Raw genomic sequence first — 17,015 nt, forward strand, 5'->3', positions numbered from 1 at the left:
GCGCTAAGGTTCGGCTTCGCTACCGGACAGCAAAGCGCTCGAATCAGACTGGCTGAAGGCTTACCGTTTGCCGCGCCGCGATCCGCCCACTGTGTAGATAGCCGCAGCTGTTACGACTACCGTTCCCTCGATGACGCCTTGATAGTTAGCTCCCAGATTCAGGATGTTGAATCCGTTCGTCAGAGTGAACAGAAGCAGCGCGCCGGCTAACGTCTTGATAACGGAACCAGCACCGCCGAACAATGAAGTTCCACCAAGAATCGCAGATGCAATCACCGTAAGCTCTGCACCCTGCATAGCAGTAGGATTGACTGCACCGAGTCGACTGCCAAACAGGATTCCGCCAAAGCCCGCAGCTGCGCTACACAGGATGAACCCCGCCATTTTGTATCGCTTCACATTGATACCAGACAGACGAGCTGCCTCGGGATTCCCGCCCACCGCGTACACGCGCCGGCCGATATTCGTCATGCTCAGAATAAACCAGACGATCAGCGTGAAGACGGCCATGTACACGACGGGTTTGGGCATCGCAAGCGTCATCCCGCCCGCGTAGACCAGAGCGAGGCAGCAAATACCCGCCACGATCATGCCAAGCGATGTCGGCGAGGCGTTGCGACCTTCCCGGCGTGCTCGCAGGAGGAACCTGATTCCCGCGAACAAAAGAGCTGCGCCAATCAGAATGAGCGGAATCGCAATAGGCAGGCGTCCGGATTCGAACAGTCTCATGGCCTGCAGTGCTTCGGGCGTTTCCACTGACAAGGACCGGCCGTCAGTGTAGATCTGAACCACGCCACGGATTGCGGTCAACGTGCCCAGCGTAACAATGAATGCATTGATACCCAGGTATTGGACGATGGCACCGTTCAAAAGACCTGCAAGCACAGAGACCAGCATGGCGACCAACGCTGCGGGCCAGAACCCGAGTGTATCCGCCAGGCCGACAAGCACCGCCGCTGAAAGGGCGGCCACCGAGGCGACCGAGAGGTCGAAGTTGCCTGTAATCAGAATAACTGTCATTGCGACAGCAATGATGGCGACAAGCGACGACTGATATAGTACGTTCGAAATGTTGGCCAGACTAAGGTAACTGGGCCGGCCTGTATACACCGTAACCGCTGAGATGACGAATACGAGCAGGATCAGGGCATAGTACACGCCCATCTCGCGCAGGCTCAGTAGCCGACGCCAGTCGGTCGCTTGTCCTTGCGTCATTGCAGACACACCGTCCGTTGGACCGCCGGAAGATCCATTACCACCGTGAGACGGTCCGGAATGGGTTGAAGTTGTAAGGTTCATAATCACTCGCTTTTTCAAGATTGCGCGCCCAGGTGCTGCGCGCTAGCCGAGTTAGCACTCTTGCCGCCCGCCAACAAAACCAATTCATGCTCGGACGTCTCGTGGCCAGCGCGCTCAGCAATACAACGTCCGTCGCGCATGACCAAAATTCGACTGCTCACCGCCAGGATTTCTTCGAACTCGGACGACACGATAATCACAGCCTTCCCGGCTGCGGCAAGCTCGCGAACGAGCAGCAAAATATCGGTCTTTGCTCCGATGTCGATCCCGGCCGTCGGCTCGTCCAACAAGAACACCTTTACATCGCTAAACAACCACTTGGCGATGGTTACCTTCTGCGCGTTACCACCACTAAGTTCAGTCACCAGGATGTCCGGAGAAGTTGCCTTGATCGACAACCGCCGGATGGCCTCCGCTCCGCGCCTGCGTTCAAGCATATGGTCCGGAAGCCAGCTTCCTCGAGACACGCTGTCCAATGCCGGAAGGGTCGTATTGCGCCAAATCTCGAACCCGGGCACGAGACCTTGGGCCATGCGGTCTTCCGGAACCAGACCCAGGCCCGCTTTGACGGCAGCGGCAGTCGACTTCCGAATAGGCTGGCCGTCCACCTTGACTTGCCCCGTCGCGTCCGGATCGGCACCGAAAATCGCGTGGAGAAGCTCACTGCGGCCAGACCCGAGGAGGCCTGCGATACCGACTACTTCACCCGCGCGCACTTTCAGCGAAATTGGCTCAAGCTTGTCGGGCGACGCAAGGCCGTTAAGCTCAAGCAGCACGGGCGCGCTCTCATTGACCGGCTGCGGCGCCGCCTTCTCAAGCGCGACGATCTGCCGTCCAACAATAGCTTCTGCGATGCGCGACTCGTCGAGATCACACGTTTCTGCGTCTACCACCGCTTGTCCATCCCGCAGGATAGTGACTCGGTCGGTGAGCGCCACGACCTCGTCAAGGAAGTGGGAGACGAACAGAATGGCCTTGTTTTCGACCGTCGAGAGATGCCGCACGATACGGTAGACAACCTCGCGTTCGCTCGCTGCAAGAGAGGCCGTCGGCTCATCCATCACAATCAGATCGGCGCCCGTGCCAAGCGCCTGCAAGATCGCGACCATCTGGCGCTGGCCAATCGACAGGTCGCTCACCAGGCCGTCCGGATCAAGCCAGTATCCAACCCGCGCGCAAAGATCGGCAAACCGCTGCCGAATCGTTGCGTTACGGCGCCAGCGCCCCTCCTCGCCGAGAAAGACGTTCTCCAGTACCGAAAGCGTCGGGACTAGCGGGATATGCTGATGAATCGTGGCAATCCCCATATCATTAGCGGCTTTCGGACTCGAGTACTCGACGGCCGATCCCTTCCAGACGATCCGGCCGCCCGTAGCCGGGAGCGAGCCTGAAAGGATCTTGATCAGCGTCGATTTTCCAGCGCCATTCGCTCCGAGCAACCCGTGAACCGTTCCGCGCGAAACCTCCAGATTGACTCCGCGCAGCGCGGTCAGACCATTCGGAAATGTCTTCGTTACACCCTGGAGCTGCAAGAGCGGGAGCTCATTTACCATTTGGTGCCTCCTACGACCTTGATTGACAGCACTCTTGCTTACCACTCGGGCACGCACGTCGAGAGCGTGGCTTTCGTGACTTGAGGCGTGTCAACATCGATGAACTTTGCTTTCGGTGCGTTCGGATCTGTCACCGCTGCATACAGCGCCTTGAACGCGCGTTCACCCATCTTTCCCGGTTGAATACAGACCGTGCCATCGACGTCGCCTACCTTGACAGCATTAATGCCAAGCTTCGACCCTCCTCTGCTGACGAGCTTCGCGTGTGATCCAGCGGCGCGGACAGCCCGGGCGCAGCCGATGACCATGTCGTCGGCCTGATTGAAGATTAGGTCAACATCGGGATGTGCTACCAGAATGTTCTGGCAGACAGATTCGCCCTTTTCAGGCGTCCAGTCGGTGGGCTGTGAGGCGACGATCTGATACTTCACACCGGCTTTATCAAGGCCTTCCTTGAACCCCTTCGTTACCTGCCATACGGTCGGATAGCCAGGTGCCCCCTCCACGATCGCGATTTTTGCAGTGCGATCCTTCGGAAGCAGTTTTGCGGCGATCTGCGCCGCGTCGGTGCCGACGTGGACCTCATCACTTGCGACCAGCGCAGTCAGCTTCGGGTAAACATCATTGATTGCGTGCTTCTGGGGATCACCAATCTGAGTCGCAACCGCCACAAACGGGATGTTATGCGACGTGGCACGTTCGACCCACGATTGGGCGACGACCGCATCAATTGGGAGCACCGCAATTCCGTCGACCTTCTGGGCGATAAGGTCGTCGACAGCGTTGCCCTGCTTTTCCACGCTGGTCTTCGCGTCGAGCACGATCGTCTTTACACCTGCGGCCTTCGCTGCCGCCTCGAAGCCCCTCGCTGCCGCGACATTGAACGGATACTGCATGCCTGCGGCGACATAGCCCAGCGTGATTTCCTTGGCTGCTGCGACATCGGTCATGAACGCCATGGCGCCAGCTAAACCAATCAATCCCAGCTTCTTGAAACACTTCTTCATCATAGTCTCCAGACTTAGCTTCTTCCTTAGCCGCAGAGCTGTTCAAACCGGCTTTGAACGAGTCGTGCGGCCGTCTCTTTGTGAGCCCCGTTACTTTTCGAACCAGCCCCTCGATGGTGATGGTTGCGATGACTGGGTCACGTTCACCACTGAGGGATACAACTCGATACGTTTTCTTTTGTTACGCCCGGAGTAGCAATTTCTATGAACTTGCCCTTCGGTGTCTGCGGGTTCGTTACAGCGGCATAGAGCGCCTTGAACGCCTGCTGGCCCATGTTTTCAGGCTGCACACACACTGTGCCGTCGACTTCACCCGCCTTGATTGCGGTGATGCCAAGCCGGGAACCGCCCCAGCCGACGAGCTTTGCATTAGAGCCCGCCGCCCGCACTGCGCGCGCACATCCTATGACCATGTCATCGGCCTGGTTATAGAAGAGATCAACGTCAGGATGGGCGGTCAGAATGTTCTGACAAACGGCCTCCCCCTTCTCCGCGGTCCAGTCAGTAGGTTGGGACGCTACGACGCGGTATTTCACGCCGGCTTTATCCAACGCTTGCCTGAAGCCTTTTGTGCGCTGCCACACCTGCGGGTAGCCGGGAGCGCCTTCGACAATTGCGATGTTGGCAACTCGTCCGTTCGGAAGCAGCTTGGCCGCAATTTCTCCAGCGTTGTAGCCAGTGTGGACTTCGTCGCTCGCAACCAGAGCGGTGAGTTTGGGATAGACATCCTGGATCGAGCGCTTCTGAGGATCGCCCAGCTCGGTCGCAACCGACACAAGGGGGATGTCGTGAGCGGCTACCCGATCTGCCCAGCTTTGTGCGACGACACCATCCAGCGGGAGAAATGCAATTCCATCAACCTTCTGTGAAATCAGGTCGTCGATCGCGTTGCCTTGCTTTTCGACGCTGGTTTTCGGGTCAAGGATGATGGCTTTAGCACCTGCTGCTTTGGCAGCGTCCTCGAACCCCTTTGCAACAGCAACGTTGAACGGATACTGCAGCCCTGCAGCGACATAGCCGACGGTGATCTCCCTCCCCACAGCCGCGCCAGCCGCTCCGAAAAACAGGCTCACCGCTCCCAACACCAGAAGACGCCTCCGAACTGGGCTCATCAATTGTCTCCAATATGTTTTTTGCATGGTCAAGCAGTACTAGCTCGTTTCCAAACGAGTCTGCTGCTTGATACGTCGCTATATACGTACTGTTTTCTGCAACACCGTCTTTGTGACCATGTACGCGTCAAGAGTCGACGGGCCTCCTTCCCGTCCGATGCCACTATCCTTGACCCCGCCAAAAGGCGTATCTGCATCAGGCGTGCCGAAGTGGTTGATGGAAAGTACGCCACACTCCAGTTCGCGGCTGATGCGCTCTGCGTCCTGCAGAGAGTTGGTAAATGCATATGCAGCCAGACCGACCGATAGACTGTTCGCGACTTTGAGCGCTTCGCTCAGATCGTCAACGCGTAGACAAGCGGCGATGGGACCGAAAGGCTCCACTGTCATTGCATCGGCGTCGACAGGCATGTCGGCCAACACCGTCGGTTCGAAGAAGTAGCCGCGGTCTCCGATGCGGCTGCCTCCTGTCGCAACCCTAGCTCCGCGTTGCCTTGCATCTGCGACAAGCGATTGCATGGCAGATAGCCGGCGCGCGCTTGCCACGGGACCCATTTGTGCCGTTTTGCTGAATCCGTCGCCCACGCGGACCTCTCCCACTGCCGACGCGAAAGCGGCGACGAATTCGTCATATACGCTGCGATGAACGATGAAACGCGACGGAGATGCGCAGATCTGGCCACTGGCATTGGTCTTTCCGCGCGCAGCAAGTCTCCCGACTGCCGCGCCATCCACGCCTTCGCAGACGAGCACCGGAGCATGCCCACCCAACTCCATCAAGACGGGCTTCATGGCCGCCGCGGCAAGTTGCGTGAGATGCTTTCCAACACCGACCGAACCGGTGAACGTCACGAGTCGAATGACAGGCGACGCAATCAGCGTGGACGAAATCTCTGCCGGATTGCCGAACACGAGATTCAAAACGCCAGGCGGCAAGCCGGCATCTTCGAATGCCTGCACGAGAAGACATGCTGTCGCAGGCGTCTCCTCCGCTGCCTTCAAAATCACAGAACAACCCGCCGACAGTGCCGCGCTTACCTTTCGCGCTGCAGAACTGATCGGTACGTTCCAAGGCGTGAAGGCGGCCACCGGGCCTATCGGCTGACGCAAGATAAACTTCTGCATCTGCGCTTCACCGGGTACGATCAGGCCGTAATCGCGCAGTGACTGCGCAGCGTTCCATTCGAAGAAATTCATCGAACGGTCGGCTTCTGCATACGCGTCAGAATAGAGCTTCCCGTTTTCCAGTGTGATCGTCGATGCAATAAGTTCAAGGCGCTCACGCATCAACGTCGTGGCTTTTTGAATTACCTTGACACGCTGTTGAGGGGGCGTGTCACGCCAAACAACGAAACCACGGGCTGCCGCGCCCAATGCTTGCGCCAGGTCATCGCTGGTTGCCTTTGGCACCTTGCCCAAAACTTCTTCGGTCGCCGGATTCCGCACCTCGACTGCCGTTTCGCGGTCGTAGATCCACGTCCCGTCGATATAAAGCCCGACGCGCGGATATTCCGCCCGCACACTGCTGGTCATGTCGCTTTGAAGAACTGGAGTTGACATCGATGAAATCCTTTTAGCCTTAACTAGAACAAGTGCTCGGCGTATGTACTTACCGCGGTGACTTTGCGTCTTTGCTTAATTTGCGCTCGTTCAAACGGAAACAGACGCGCTCTTTACCGCATCATTCCGGGCAGGCGCTGCACCCTCCCGAATATCGCGTCGAGGAACGGCATCTCTCAAAATCATGTCTGCCGCCTTTACACCAATCATGATTGAAGGGGCATTCGTGTTGCCCGAAGTGAGATGCGGCATGATGGATGCGTCAGCGACGCGCAGACGTTCGACGCCCCGCACCCGCAAACGCTCATCCACTACGGCGAGCTTGTCGTTGCCCATCTTGCAGGTGCCAGCCTGGTGGTGCGCGGAATTTCCCGTCATCTCCATCCAGTACATAATCTGCTCATCCGTTTGCACCAACGGACCCGGAATTTCCTCTTCGATGACGCGCGACGCGATCGGCTCGGTCGACATGATTTCGCGAATCATCTTCACGCCCGCGATCATTGCCCGATTGTCGTCTTCGTTGCTCAGAAAGTTCGGTTTGAACACAGGCGGTTCAGCCGGATTCGGCGAACGCAATGTGACGGTTCCCGTGGCTCGTGGTCTGAGCAGATACACGGACACTCCCATGCCGGGTTCGTGGTCGACTTCACACTCACCGCCCGGATGATAGGTGAACGTCATCGGGCGGAAGCTGATTTGCAGGTCAGCATATGACTCGTCTGGTCGACTCTTTACAAAAGCTCCGACTTGGGACGAGCCTAGCGCAAGATAGCCCTTATGGGTCAACAGGTAACGCGCCCCTTCGAAATACTTTCTGATGCCACCAAGCTCCAGGTTGTAAGAGCTGTCAGGCGTCGAGCGATAACTACCGTGGACGTAAAAGTGGTCCTGGAGGTTAAGACCAACCCCGGGGATCTCAACGAGAGTCTCGATGTCGTGCCGACGGAGTTCATCGCCCGGTCCAATGCCGGAGAGCATAAGTACCTGCGGCGAATTGAGTGACCCCGCAGACAGAATCACCTCTCTCGCCGCTTCGAATGTTCGACGGTGTCCGTCGACAAGGACTTCCACGCCTGTTGCGACGTTTCCCTTGAGTACAATCCGCTGGACCGCGGCACCCGTCAGCACAGTAAGGTTCGGGCGATGGCGCACCGGCGCGACAAATGCGGTGTAGGCGGAGTAGCGTCGTCCGTCACGAATCGTGTGCTGCATGAAACCAACGCCATCATGCACCGCACCGTTGAAATCATCGGTGGGCGGGATGCCCAGACGCTCAGTTGCCTTAATGAAGTCATAGGAGCTTCGAACTTTGGTCACGGGATCGCTCACCCACAACGGACCGCCTGTGCCGCGGAATTCGTCGGCGCCACGCTCGTTATGCTCCATCTTCTTGAAGTACGGCAGCAGGTCATCGTACCCCCAGCCCTGGTTGCCCAGGTCTCTCCAGCTGTCGAAGTCGTTACGGTGCCCCCGGATGAAAATCATCCCGTTAATCGAACTCGAACCACCCAATGCCTTGCCGCGAGGCCAGTACATCTTCCGGTTGCGAAGTGCAGGCATCGGATCGGTGAAATAGTTCCAATTCAGCTCTTTATGAAAATACAACTTCGCCATTCCAGCAGGGGTGTTTACCCAGAATCTGTCGGCAGGTGGCCCAGCTTCCAGCAACAAGACTTTGTTATCTGGGTCGTCGCTAAGGCCGCGAGCGAGTGCGCAGCCAGCCGAGCCAGCTCCGATAATGATGTAGTCGTAGATTTCCATGCCGATGAGCTGCTGTTGCAAGAGTGGGTGTCTCCGTTTGTTGAAGATTATTTCTGAGCCCACGGTTAGGTCTAGTTGGATTTTCTGCCGTTGAAGGTAAGCTTTGCTAAACCGCGTTCCCTGACCGACTGCCATCGCCCCAAGACGCCCGTTCCAGCGCCTTCGGCCCGTCAGCGGTGCGTCGGGTCGAATTTGAGCCGCCTTTGGCTTAAGGGAAACTCCTTAATGAATCGGACCGTCAATCGGCATCGGATGTCCCATCGCATGTTGCGAAGGACCACGAGACCGCTTTTCTTATCAAAACCTCGCGTATATCCTCGCGGTTCCATTCTGTTGATAGGGGAACAATATGTCCGAGGTATCCGCGATCGCCATCTCCGTTGCAAAGCCTGGGTATGAGGAACAGCTGGCGGAGGCACTTGAAGGGCTACTGGCGCCCACTCACAAAGAAAAAGGGATGCTTCAGTACGAGATGTATCGGGATGTGAACGAGCCACGTTGTTTTGTTTTCATCGAGCGTTGGGAAGACCAGTCGACTTTCACTGCGCACTGCAATTCTCCGCACGTCGAAGCCTATCTCCAGGAGACTGCGGGCTGGGTCGAGAGCAACCGGATTCACGTGCTGAAGAGAGGCAAATAGCCACAGTGAGGGACACGGCCGCGAGCACGACCCGCCGTGAACGCGCCTCAGCTCTCGTTGTGACCCTTCCCTCGTATTCCGCCGTCAACCGACGGCGGACTGCCCGTATGAGCCTTCGTAGGATGCACTTAACTACTACTCGTCGTCCACTGTGTACTGGTAGTCAGCCAAGCTTACCCTGAGGCAATAAAAACCGACTAGACCTAACGGCCGACCACGCAATAATCTAATCTGGAAGGAGACATATCACCGCGTTACATTCATCACAAGAGACTATTCATGAAAGAGCATCAGGCGACGCTCGTGGCCGACGGCTTCGTTTTTCTCGAGGCGCCACGGTGGCATGACAATCGCCTTTGGGTCTCAGACGTTTTCGACCTCAAGCTATATAACGTCACCGAAGACGGTGCTCGTGCTGTCGTCTGCGACGTACCAGGTCGCCCCGCCGGGATCGGTTTTCTGCCGGACAAGACACCGCTTGTTGTCTCCTGTGCGGAGAAGAAACTGATGAAGGTGTCTGATGGTGCCCTGTCCGTTTATGCCGATCTTTCTAATGTTGCAACCGGAGATCTGAACGATCTTGTTGTGGATGACATCGGTCGCGTCTACGTCGGAAATTTCGGATATGACCTCTTCGGCGGCGCGCCTGTCGAAGTGACGGAAATGCATGTCATTGAGCCCGACGGCTCCATTCGAGTGGCCGCCCGCGGACTCGAATTTCCGAATGGAGCGGTAATCAAGGACCGCGGTCAGACCCTGGTGGTGGCCGAGACATGGTGCGGGAAGCTTACCGCTTATGACCGGGCCGAGAACGGTGACTTGTCGAATCGGCATCTCTTCGCGGACTTAGGCGACAGACAGCCCGATGGAATTTGTGCAGACCAGCACGGGGCCATCTGGGCTGGCTGCTACAACACGGGTGAGTTTGTTCGCGTGCTTGAGGGCGGTGAAATCAGCGACCGCGTCGTGTTCGACGGCAATGCTGTCTCGTGCACCATCGGTGGAACGAACGGAACCACGCTGTATTGCTGCGTGTACCTCGGAACAGACGAGCAGTTGCACGCAAGAGAGCGCCGTAGTGCCATCTATAAAGCCGAATTGAATGCATAGAGTCCAGGACTCTGTGCAGAACCTCGAACGCAAGTGACCTGCTCAACGCTCCGATCGACATTTCGTATAACGGGATCCTTTGCATAGATCCGTTGAACACTCGCAACTTTCTCGTCGGACCGAGAGAATTTGCATAATGGCGGCAGATTCGGCAAGCACCTTAAAAATCCCTCGCATTCCGAGGGAGTAACTTTACGGAGATAGGAATCAATGACGACTCATCGCAAGTGGAACTATGAAGGAAAGGTGGCTTTCGTTACGGGTGCAGCAAACGGCATTGGGCAAGCAACAGCGCTGGCCTTTGCTCAGGAAGGCGCCGACGTCGTCGTCGTGGATCTGTCGGAGGAAGGCGCCAAGGCGACGGCGCGCATGATCGAGGAGCAAGGCGTACGCGCACTTCCCGTGAAATGCGACGTCTCAAATCCGAAAGACGTGCAGGCCGCTCTCGCCGCTACGATGGATACGTTTGGTCGGCTTGATTTTGCGTTCAACAATGCGGGTATTGAGCAAGCTCTCGCCTATACAGCCGACATCAGCGACGAACTGTTCGAGCGCAATCTGCGGGTCAATCTCGGCGGCGTCTTTTACTGCATGAAGTATCAGATTCCGCTCATGCTCAAGAATGGCGGTGGTTCGATCGTGAACACGTCGTCCGGCGCTGGTGTTGTTGGTATTCGTGGTCAGGGTGCCTACTGCGCAGCAAAACATGGTGTGCTCGGCTTGACGAAGTCTGCCGCTCTTGAGTATGCGAAGGAAGGCGTGCGCATCAACGCTGTCTGTCCGGGCATCATCGACACGCCTATGATTGGCCGCTTCACGCAAGGTACGGAGGAAAATCGCAAGCGGATGATTGCTCAGGAACCTATCGGCCGTCTGGGCCGGCCTGAGGAGATCGCCAATACTGTTCTTTGGCTGTGTTCCGACGTAGCTGGATTTGCGATCGGTCATGCCGTCGTGGTCGACGGTGGGCAGACAGCCGGCCTCTAATAGTCAACGGCCGCGCACGTGCTCGAAGGCGAAACATCGACACCCACGCATGTACGACGTCTCTCTTACGTGCGCGGCCACCTGTTTTCCCTGTTCCGGCGTTCCTTCGATCAAGGGAAATTAGCGTCCGCGCTTCTCCCACAGCTTACCTGACTGCTGTCACAGTGCCTCGAAATAAAAGCGGGCCACTCGCACTATCGCGATTTGTCTCTTCGCGACGTGGATGTGCATCGATGGCAGGAAAGTTTTGCGTTTATAAAACCTGACGGATTCGTGAAGGCAGCTCATAAGACCATCTCAAATCCCGGGCTTAATCCCCGCTTTCCACTTTCATAAAATGTGGCGAGCAGACGTTGATGCCCTCGATGCGGTAGCTGCACGCGTCGACCAACGCGATGACCGCCGGACCGAAGCCGCCACCGTATAGCCGCAACGGCAGGTTTTTCTACTATCAAGGGTGCGTTCGCCGAATATCAATCGGGTTCGTGTCAGAAACATGTTGGCACTCGTCTGCACAACGTCCTTCTTCCTGTCATCCTAACGAGGTTTAACCGTGAAAACCCGAGGGTATGCCGTTCAGTCGCCGAAATCACGTCTTGCACCGTACGACTTCGATCGTCGCGAATTGCGATTCAACGATGTTGCAATTGAAATCCTCTACTGCGGCGTCTGTCACTCCGATCTTCACCAGGCCCGTAACGACTGGGGATGGTCAAATTATCCGTTGGTGCCCGGCCATGAGATCGTGGGACGCGTAATAGACGTAGCGCCGCAGGTAAAGCACTACAAGGTCGGCGACCATGTCGCCGTCGGCTGTATGGTCGACAGTTGCATGGTATGCGACCAGTGTCGCAAGGGCCTGGAACAGTTGTGTCGAGAAGGGAACACACAAACGTACTGCGGGTTCGACCGCATCACCAATGAACCCACGAAAGGAGGTTATTCAAAGCATATCGTTGTTCGCGAAGACTTCGTCCTACGTGTTCCTGACGGTCTCGCGCTTTCGCGCGTCGCTCCATTGCTATGTGCGGGCATTACAACCTACTCCCCATTGCGCACGTGGAACATCGGTCCTGGCAGCCGCGTCGGCGTTATCGGCTTAGGCGGGCTCGGACATATGGCAGTCAAGCTCGCGTCGGCTCTCGGCGCGAGTGTAACGGTCGTGAGTCGCACGCCTGAAAAGGCGGTCGATGCCAAAGAACTCGGCGCTGACGCGCTTCTGCTGTCTACTGACAGTGCAGCGATGGAAAAAGCTGCATCCGGTTTCGACCTTATTATCGACACCATTCCGGTTCGCCACGACCTGAACCCTTACCTGCCGCTGCTCGACGTCGACGGCACTATCGTTCTGGTTGGCCAGGTCGGCCCACTCGCCGAACCGACCACGGTTCCGCTGATCGTCGGGCGCCGACGTATTGCTGGCTCGCCGATTGGGGGCATCCCTGAAACTCAGGAGTTACTCGATTTCTGCGGACGCAAGAACATCCTGCCCGACTGTGAGATGATTCGTATGGATCAGATTAACGAGGCGTGGGAACGGATGGAGAGGGCCGACGTGCGATACCGCTTCGTGATTGATATGGCTTCGCTCGAAGTGCCGGCTTGAGCTTCCGTCTGAGCGGTTGCCGATCCGGATAGGCGCACAGATGAAGGCAAGAAAGCGCTGCCGTGTGATTGAGTCCCGGGGCGCTTCCACATTCAGACGTACGACCGAATCTGCCTCGCGATAATTCAACGCCGGCTTGCACCGACCTGTCTCGCGCGAGGTTCATCCCCCGAGCAAGTACCGATGAGCGTGCAGTGTCGGAACGATGCTCTAGTCAGTCGCGGCGAAAAATCCCAAGTATTCGTAGCGCGCTGTACTGCTCGTAAGCCCCTGCGAACAAAGCGCTCCGACCGTCAGGAGCGCCTCGCGAGTTGTTCGTCGGTTGGAGGCGAAATACCACGTCGGAATGCCCAGTGTCGAGGACTGGCCAATCGCCTGCCTCAGCGCTTCGAGCAAATCGACGCGATCCGGGGAATACACAACGAAGCCTTCATTCCATACGGCCGCGCAATCGATACCCAGCAATCGACACAGTTTCTGCTTGACGAGGAGGTCACATACATCGATATCGTGCTTCTGCTGAAGCAATGACAGGATTTCCGCACCAACCAGCTTTCCGGAACGGAGCAGCCCCGGCAAACCAGGTGCCCACGCGTTGGGCGGACAGGCCTTCTGCGAAGGATTCAGTTCGATGAACGGGTTAGTTTCCGCCGGATAGATTCGGCACACCAAGGGCCGCTGCTCATAGATTCCGCAACGCATGTCGGGCAAGAGGTTCGGGCACGGGCCCTCATACGCGCCCGCAAGGATGACCATAACCATGACAGGCAATGATCCACTCATGGCGGCAAATGAGCGGCGACGTCTCTGCAGAGCCTGCAGATTGTGCTGCGGAGGCTCCTCAAGCCAAGGCAATGCATCGCAGAGTACCTGGACTTCGTCGCCGCGCGCTAACCAGGCAAGCGCTTCCGCCACGGTCAGCGGCACCCGCAGATCGTGACAACATTTCCCACACTTCGTGCACTCGAAATCAACATTCATAGCAAATGACGCTTTGGCAGTAAGTAATTCCCTCCCGAGCGGAACCTCACGAAGAACGAGCACACAAGCATCCCGAGATGCCAAGGAGGTGCGGCAACCTTCTTGAAAATCACTGATGGACGCCGCGCCGCGACACGCAGAATCGTCGAAAAAGTCAGTGTCAGGCGCGCGCCGAAGCTATGCGAATGACGCCCATAGCTTCGTTTTTGCGAATGCAACAGATGAACACGTCTTGTCGAAGACTCTGCGTCTACATAGCCCCGCACATGTGCTCAGTTGCAGTGACCAGTGTTCTCAGCCTTATTTTCCGCGACCTGGCTCGAGGAGCCCTCGGCCCTTGCAGTCATAACCTTAGCTGAAGCCGCTTGCGCATCGTTTACCCATGTTCGCGGATTCATACGCGCAGGGTTGAAGCCTGCAGCCGCGTACTCAGCCGCTTCCTGGCGGACTTGTTGACGTGTAAAACCTTGGGAATTCGACTGTGCCGATGCGAGCAGCGGCGCGGCGGCACCAAATGCGACGACAAGAAGTTGAAGTTTGCGATTCATGTTGTAGCTCCGGAGGTAACGGGCGTGCTCGATGGTTTCAGTGGTACCGGACGAGCGCTAACGTAAATGTCTCCCACCAAATCCGGTTTCTCTTGACCCGCGTCTAGGTATTCCGGTGGCCCTGCACACGGTTCCGGGCTCACCTCTGTTGTCTGGTACTGTAAGGGTTTTCCCGGGTTATATTAAGTAACTGTAGGCAATTGAACTTATTAGCATCATTCATGAATCGCAGGCTATGTCTATCGCTGCAGGCGAACGCTCTGCCCGCGCGGCAGTCTGAGATTGACGTCCAACAGAAATGGATAACGCGAGATGGCTCGAGAAAACCTAAATGACATCCTTGTATTCCTCGCCATTGCGCGCGAGAAGAGCTTCACACGTGCTGCTGCTAAGCTGGGGGTGTCGCAGTCCGCATTGAGTCATACCATACGAGACCTTGAAGCACGGCTCGGTCTACGCCTACTGACGCGCACCACTCGTAGTGTTTCGACGACTGAAGCGGGGGAAGAGCTCTTTCAGGCCGTGGCCCCGCGTATCGAGGAGATCGACGCGAGTCTTGCCGCCTTGTCGGATTTCCGGGACAAGCCAGCGGGGGTGATTCGCATCACCGCTACGGACCATCCCATCGAAACGGTAATATGGCCGAAGCTACGTAAACTTTTGATCTCCTATCCCGACATCAAGGTTGAGGTGACTGTCGACTACGGACTATCAAACATCGTGGAAGAACGTTATGACATCGGCGTGCGTTTCGGAGATCAAGTGGCAAAGGACATGATTGCGGTCCGCATAAGCCCCGACATCCCGATGGCCATTGTCGGCTCTCCCTCCTATTTCGCAAATAGAAATCACCCCAAGTCACCTGAAGACCTTCTTAACCATGAGTGCATTACTTTGCGCATGACAACCACTAAGGCTCTCTACGCCTGGGAACTGAAGAAGGGGAAAAGAGAAACGCAAGCGCGAGTAGGCGGGCAAGTTACTTTCAACACGCAGCCCCAAATGGTCCAGGCTGCTTTGGATGGCTTCGGATTGGCCTTCGTCCCGGAAGACGCCGTGGTCAATTACATCAATAAGGGGCAACTGCAAAGCGTTCTGAAAGACTGGTGTCCGATCTGGCCGGGATATCACGCGTACTATCCAAGCCGACGACAGACGTCCCGCGCGTTCTCGCTCGTAATCGATGCATTAAAGCATCGAACCTAGGCTATGAGGTAGCGGCCGTCGAATCAGCTACGTCGCGCATTGGAACGCTCGACGGTGGCTCATATGCAGCTGCCTCGTTAGCCAATCCGTTGATCGCGCAGCTTGCAAGGAAAATCCGTTATATCGCCGATCCCGCGTTTGACACGAGAGACGGCTACGGAGGCAAGCTTGTAATCGCACTCCGCGACGGCACTTTCATCGAGCGAACTGAACCTTATCATTGGGGCAGCCCCGAGTTGCCTATCAGCGCGCATGATATCTATGACAAATTTGAGGCAAACACGGCTGCGAGCCATCTGGTTGGCAACGTCGGCAAAATTATCTCCATGATTGCGGCCCTCGAGGACGTGGGTCGAGTGGGCGACATCGTGGAGCTGTGCCGACGCGAGCAGGACTAGATCGGGAGACCACATGTGCCCGACTTCCAATGCCACGGTCAAACGGCGGAGCATTGTCACCTTTTCAGGGCTCTCGGCGCATCGAACACGCAATCGCGTTTCACCACGGCACCGATTCACGGTTCCACCGGAAGGAGGATCTCTCGACGAAACCGCTCAAGCGGGATCTGGTTTCACTCCCGTTCTATGATGACGTCCAGCGACCCCGTCACAACAAACGCCTCAATCCCTGAGTCAAGGCGCCCCACTTTGATGATGCCAGGCGATGGAATCCTATCTCCGTCCTGTCGATAGTAGATCGCTAAGTCGTGGCCCGGCGACCAATAGCCAATATCTCCGACCTCATAGCTGCTGCTACGGGGGCCGCCCACTGAAATCGCCCGCGGTAGTGAGCCAGCCTTCTCTCGGCCGAACAAGTCGCTCATCACGACGTGAATTGGCAGCAGCGATGCGAATTCATGCGCAGTTGGATTGTCTCCGAGTGTTCCACGGAGCTCTTTTCCGGAAACTCTCATGATGATTCTCGTTGCGCTGGGGGGATTGGCGTGGCTCGCTGCATGTCCAGACGCGCTACTCGCAACGTTGTTTTCTCCCTCCGCCGATGCAGCGACTCGGACAAGAAGTAGCGCAAGCATCACCGTTAGCAAAAGGCCTTCAAGAAGTCTGCGGGCGGACATTGCATCTCCGGCAAAGTATCAAGGTTGCGCTAGCGCACGTCCTCACGAGCAATGACCCCGACAGGGCACACGCCGTAATCGCCAGCCGTGTGTCCCAATGCTCTCTGAGCCTAAGCGCTGAGGTGTGCCGCAACTTTTTCGAGCGTAAGAGTGCGTCCATAAGGGGCATCAAACGAGAGAGACGCACCGATGCCTCGTCACCACTGCTCGCGAAGGAGCGCCGAACATAGCCCCACGCTAACGCGATATGTCAAGCTGCGAGCGGCCATTCCGTAATCTAACCACGTTGCAGGCCACGGACTAAGTGCTCCAGGCTGATTAGGGCTATTAGCGCAAGTCATGAATAGACTCGAAACCGGATCGGCTGTGCCATCTCGCGAAGCGCTCGGAGGCTTGCGCGACGCGGGAACCATAGATGTTCAGCGCGCGTGTGTTCGGCGCCAATGTCATACAGAGGCCGTCGCCGCCCAGTGTTTATCCTGATTGATAACGCCGGTTCATGAGTTCAATCAACTGGCTCGGGTTAATCTGACCGTAATTCATCGCTAAACTACGTTCTTAAGAGTC

General features: G+C 56.8%; 15 protein-coding genes. 6 read left to right on the top strand and 9 right to left on the bottom strand.

What is annotated here, in order from left to right; translation table 11 throughout:
• Positions 1-60: 60 nt before the first annotated feature.
• The 6 genes from BPHY_RS33915 to BPHY_RS33940 all read right to left on the bottom strand — a co-directional run bounded on the left by BPHY_RS33915 (position 61) and on the right by BPHY_RS33940 (position 8,295).
• Positions 61-1,215 (bottom strand): ABC transporter permease, encoded by a 1,155-nt coding sequence (locus BPHY_RS33915; RefSeq protein WP_012405991.1) that lies wholly within the window; start codon positions 1,213-1,215, stop codon positions 61-63.
• A gap of 98 nt (positions 1,216-1,313) precedes the next feature.
• Entirely contained in the window at positions 1,314-2,852 is a 1,539-nt protein-coding gene (locus BPHY_RS33920) for a sugar ABC transporter ATP-binding protein (protein WP_012405992.1), read from the bottom strand.
• A 38-nt stretch (positions 2,853-2,890) separates the two neighbouring features.
• Positions 2,891-3,859 (bottom strand): sugar ABC transporter substrate-binding protein, encoded by a 969-nt coding sequence (locus tag BPHY_RS33925; protein WP_012405993.1) that lies wholly within the window; start codon positions 3,857-3,859, stop codon positions 2,891-2,893.
• 143 nt (positions 3,860-4,002) lie between these two features.
• Positions 4,003-4,998: a sugar ABC transporter substrate-binding protein gene (locus tag BPHY_RS33930; protein ID WP_244257743.1), complete on the bottom strand. Its 996-nt coding sequence runs from the start codon at positions 4,996-4,998 to the stop codon at positions 4,003-4,005.
• A gap of 51 nt (positions 4,999-5,049) precedes the next feature.
• Positions 5,050-6,531 (bottom strand): NAD-dependent succinate-semialdehyde dehydrogenase, encoded by a 1,482-nt coding sequence (locus BPHY_RS33935; protein ID WP_012405995.1) that lies wholly within the window; start codon positions 6,529-6,531, stop codon positions 5,050-5,052.
• A 90-nt stretch (positions 6,532-6,621) separates the two neighbouring features.
• Positions 6,622-8,295 (bottom strand): GMC family oxidoreductase, encoded by a 1,674-nt coding sequence (locus BPHY_RS33940; RefSeq protein ID WP_052306245.1) that lies wholly within the window; start codon positions 8,293-8,295, stop codon positions 6,622-6,624.
• A 349-nt stretch (positions 8,296-8,644) separates the two neighbouring features.
• Here BPHY_RS33940 and BPHY_RS33945 point away from each other — a divergent pair, with 349 nt between their 5' ends.
• The 4 genes from BPHY_RS33945 (at position 8,645) to BPHY_RS33960 (ending at position 12,638) form a co-directional block, all read left to right on the top strand.
• Entirely contained in the window at positions 8,645-8,935 is a 291-nt protein-coding gene (locus BPHY_RS33945; protein WP_012405997.1) for a putative quinol monooxygenase, read from the top strand.
• 279 nt (positions 8,936-9,214) lie between these two features.
• Entirely contained in the window at positions 9,215-10,045 is an 831-nt protein-coding gene (locus BPHY_RS33950) for an SMP-30/gluconolactonase/LRE family protein (protein ID WP_012405998.1), read from the top strand.
• Positions 10,046-10,255: 210 nt separating this feature from the next.
• Positions 10,256-11,032 (top strand): glucose 1-dehydrogenase, encoded by a 777-nt coding sequence (locus BPHY_RS33955; RefSeq protein WP_012405999.1) that lies wholly within the window; start codon positions 10,256-10,258, stop codon positions 11,030-11,032.
• 553 nt (positions 11,033-11,585) lie between these two features.
• Positions 11,586-12,638, top strand: a complete 1,053-nt coding sequence (locus BPHY_RS33960; protein WP_012406000.1) for an NAD(P)-dependent alcohol dehydrogenase — start codon at positions 11,586-11,588, stop codon at positions 12,636-12,638.
• Positions 12,639-12,848: 210 nt separating this feature from the next.
• On the opposite strand, the gene BPHY_RS33965 is transcribed toward BPHY_RS33960, so the two are convergent.
• Both BPHY_RS33965 and BPHY_RS40370 read right to left on the bottom strand, forming a co-directional pair.
• The gene (locus BPHY_RS33965) at positions 12,849-13,619 is read right to left on the bottom strand and encodes a YkgJ family cysteine cluster protein (RefSeq protein ID WP_012406001.1); all 771 of its coding nucleotides are present in this window, start codon (positions 13,617-13,619) and stop codon (positions 12,849-12,851) included.
• Between the two features lie 272 nt (positions 13,620-13,891).
• Positions 13,892-14,167: a DUF4148 domain-containing protein gene (locus BPHY_RS40370; protein ID WP_012406002.1), complete on the bottom strand. Its 276-nt coding sequence runs from the start codon at positions 14,165-14,167 to the stop codon at positions 13,892-13,894.
• Positions 14,168-14,479: 312 nt separating this feature from the next.
• On the opposite strand from BPHY_RS40370, the gene BPHY_RS33970 reads away from it, so the two are divergent.
• On the top strand, positions 14,480-15,373 hold the full coding sequence (locus BPHY_RS33970; RefSeq protein WP_012406003.1) for a LysR family transcriptional regulator: 894 nt from the start codon (positions 14,480-14,482) through the stop codon (positions 15,371-15,373).
• Entirely contained in the window at positions 15,274-15,771 is a 498-nt protein-coding gene (locus BPHY_RS43935) for an MmgE/PrpD family protein (protein ID WP_157686890.1), read from the top strand. The genes BPHY_RS33970 and BPHY_RS43935 overlap by 100 nt, the downstream gene beginning before the upstream one ends.
• A gap of 173 nt (positions 15,772-15,944) precedes the next feature.
• Here BPHY_RS43935 and BPHY_RS33980 read toward each other — a convergent pair whose 3' ends face one another.
• Entirely contained in the window at positions 15,945-16,286 is a 342-nt protein-coding gene (locus BPHY_RS33980; protein ID WP_244257734.1) for a cyclophilin-like fold protein, read from the bottom strand.
• Between the last annotated feature and the right edge of the window lie 729 nt (positions 16,287-17,015).

It is taken from the genome of Paraburkholderia phymatum STM815 (genome assembly GCF_000020045.1).
In the GTDB taxonomy this organism is placed as follows: domain Bacteria; phylum Pseudomonadota; class Gammaproteobacteria; order Burkholderiales; family Burkholderiaceae; genus Paraburkholderia; species Paraburkholderia phymatum.

What these genes read in the sequence shown, in the direction of transcription:
- BPHY_RS33970 (WP_012406003.1), top strand. Translation starts at nt 14,480, where the DNA reads ATGGCTCGAGAAAACCTAAATGACATCCTTGTATTCCTCGCCATTGCG.
- BPHY_RS33955 (WP_012405999.1), top strand. Translation starts at nt 10,256, where the DNA reads ATGACGACTCATCGCAAGTGGAACTATGAAGGAAAGGTGGCTTTCGTT.
- BPHY_RS33940 (WP_052306245.1), bottom strand. Translation starts at nt 8,295, where the DNA reads ATGGAAATCTACGACTACATCATTATCGGAGCTGGCTCGGCTGGCTGC.
- BPHY_RS33930 (WP_244257743.1), bottom strand. Translation starts at nt 4,998, where the DNA reads ATGCAAAAAACATATTGGAGACAATTGATGAGCCCAGTTCGGAGGCGT.
- BPHY_RS33915 (WP_012405991.1), bottom strand. Translation starts at nt 1,215, where the DNA reads ATGACGCAAGGACAAGCGACCGACTGGCGTCGGCTACTGAGCCTGCGC.
- BPHY_RS33950 (WP_012405998.1), top strand. Translation starts at nt 9,215, where the DNA reads ATGAAAGAGCATCAGGCGACGCTCGTGGCCGACGGCTTCGTTTTTCTC.
- BPHY_RS33945 (WP_012405997.1), top strand. Translation starts at nt 8,645, where the DNA reads ATGTCCGAGGTATCCGCGATCGCCATCTCCGTTGCAAAGCCTGGGTAT.
- BPHY_RS33935 (WP_012405995.1), bottom strand. Translation starts at nt 6,531, where the DNA reads ATGTCAACTCCAGTTCTTCAAAGCGACATGACCAGCAGTGTGCGGGCG.
- BPHY_RS40370 (WP_012406002.1), bottom strand. Translation starts at nt 14,167, where the DNA reads ATGAATCGCAAACTTCAACTTCTTGTCGTCGCATTTGGTGCCGCCGCG.
- BPHY_RS33980 (WP_244257734.1), bottom strand. Translation starts at nt 16,286, where the DNA reads ATGAGAGTTTCCGGAAAAGAGCTCCGTGGAACACTCGGAGACAATCCA.
- BPHY_RS33925 (WP_012405993.1), bottom strand. Translation starts at nt 3,859, where the DNA reads ATGAAGAAGTGTTTCAAGAAGCTGGGATTGATTGGTTTAGCTGGCGCC.
- BPHY_RS33920 (WP_012405992.1), bottom strand. Translation starts at nt 2,852, where the DNA reads ATGGTAAATGAGCTCCCGCTCTTGCAGCTCCAGGGTGTAACGAAGACA.
- BPHY_RS33965 (WP_012406001.1), bottom strand. Translation starts at nt 13,619, where the DNA reads ATGAATGTTGATTTCGAGTGCACGAAGTGTGGGAAATGTTGTCACGAT.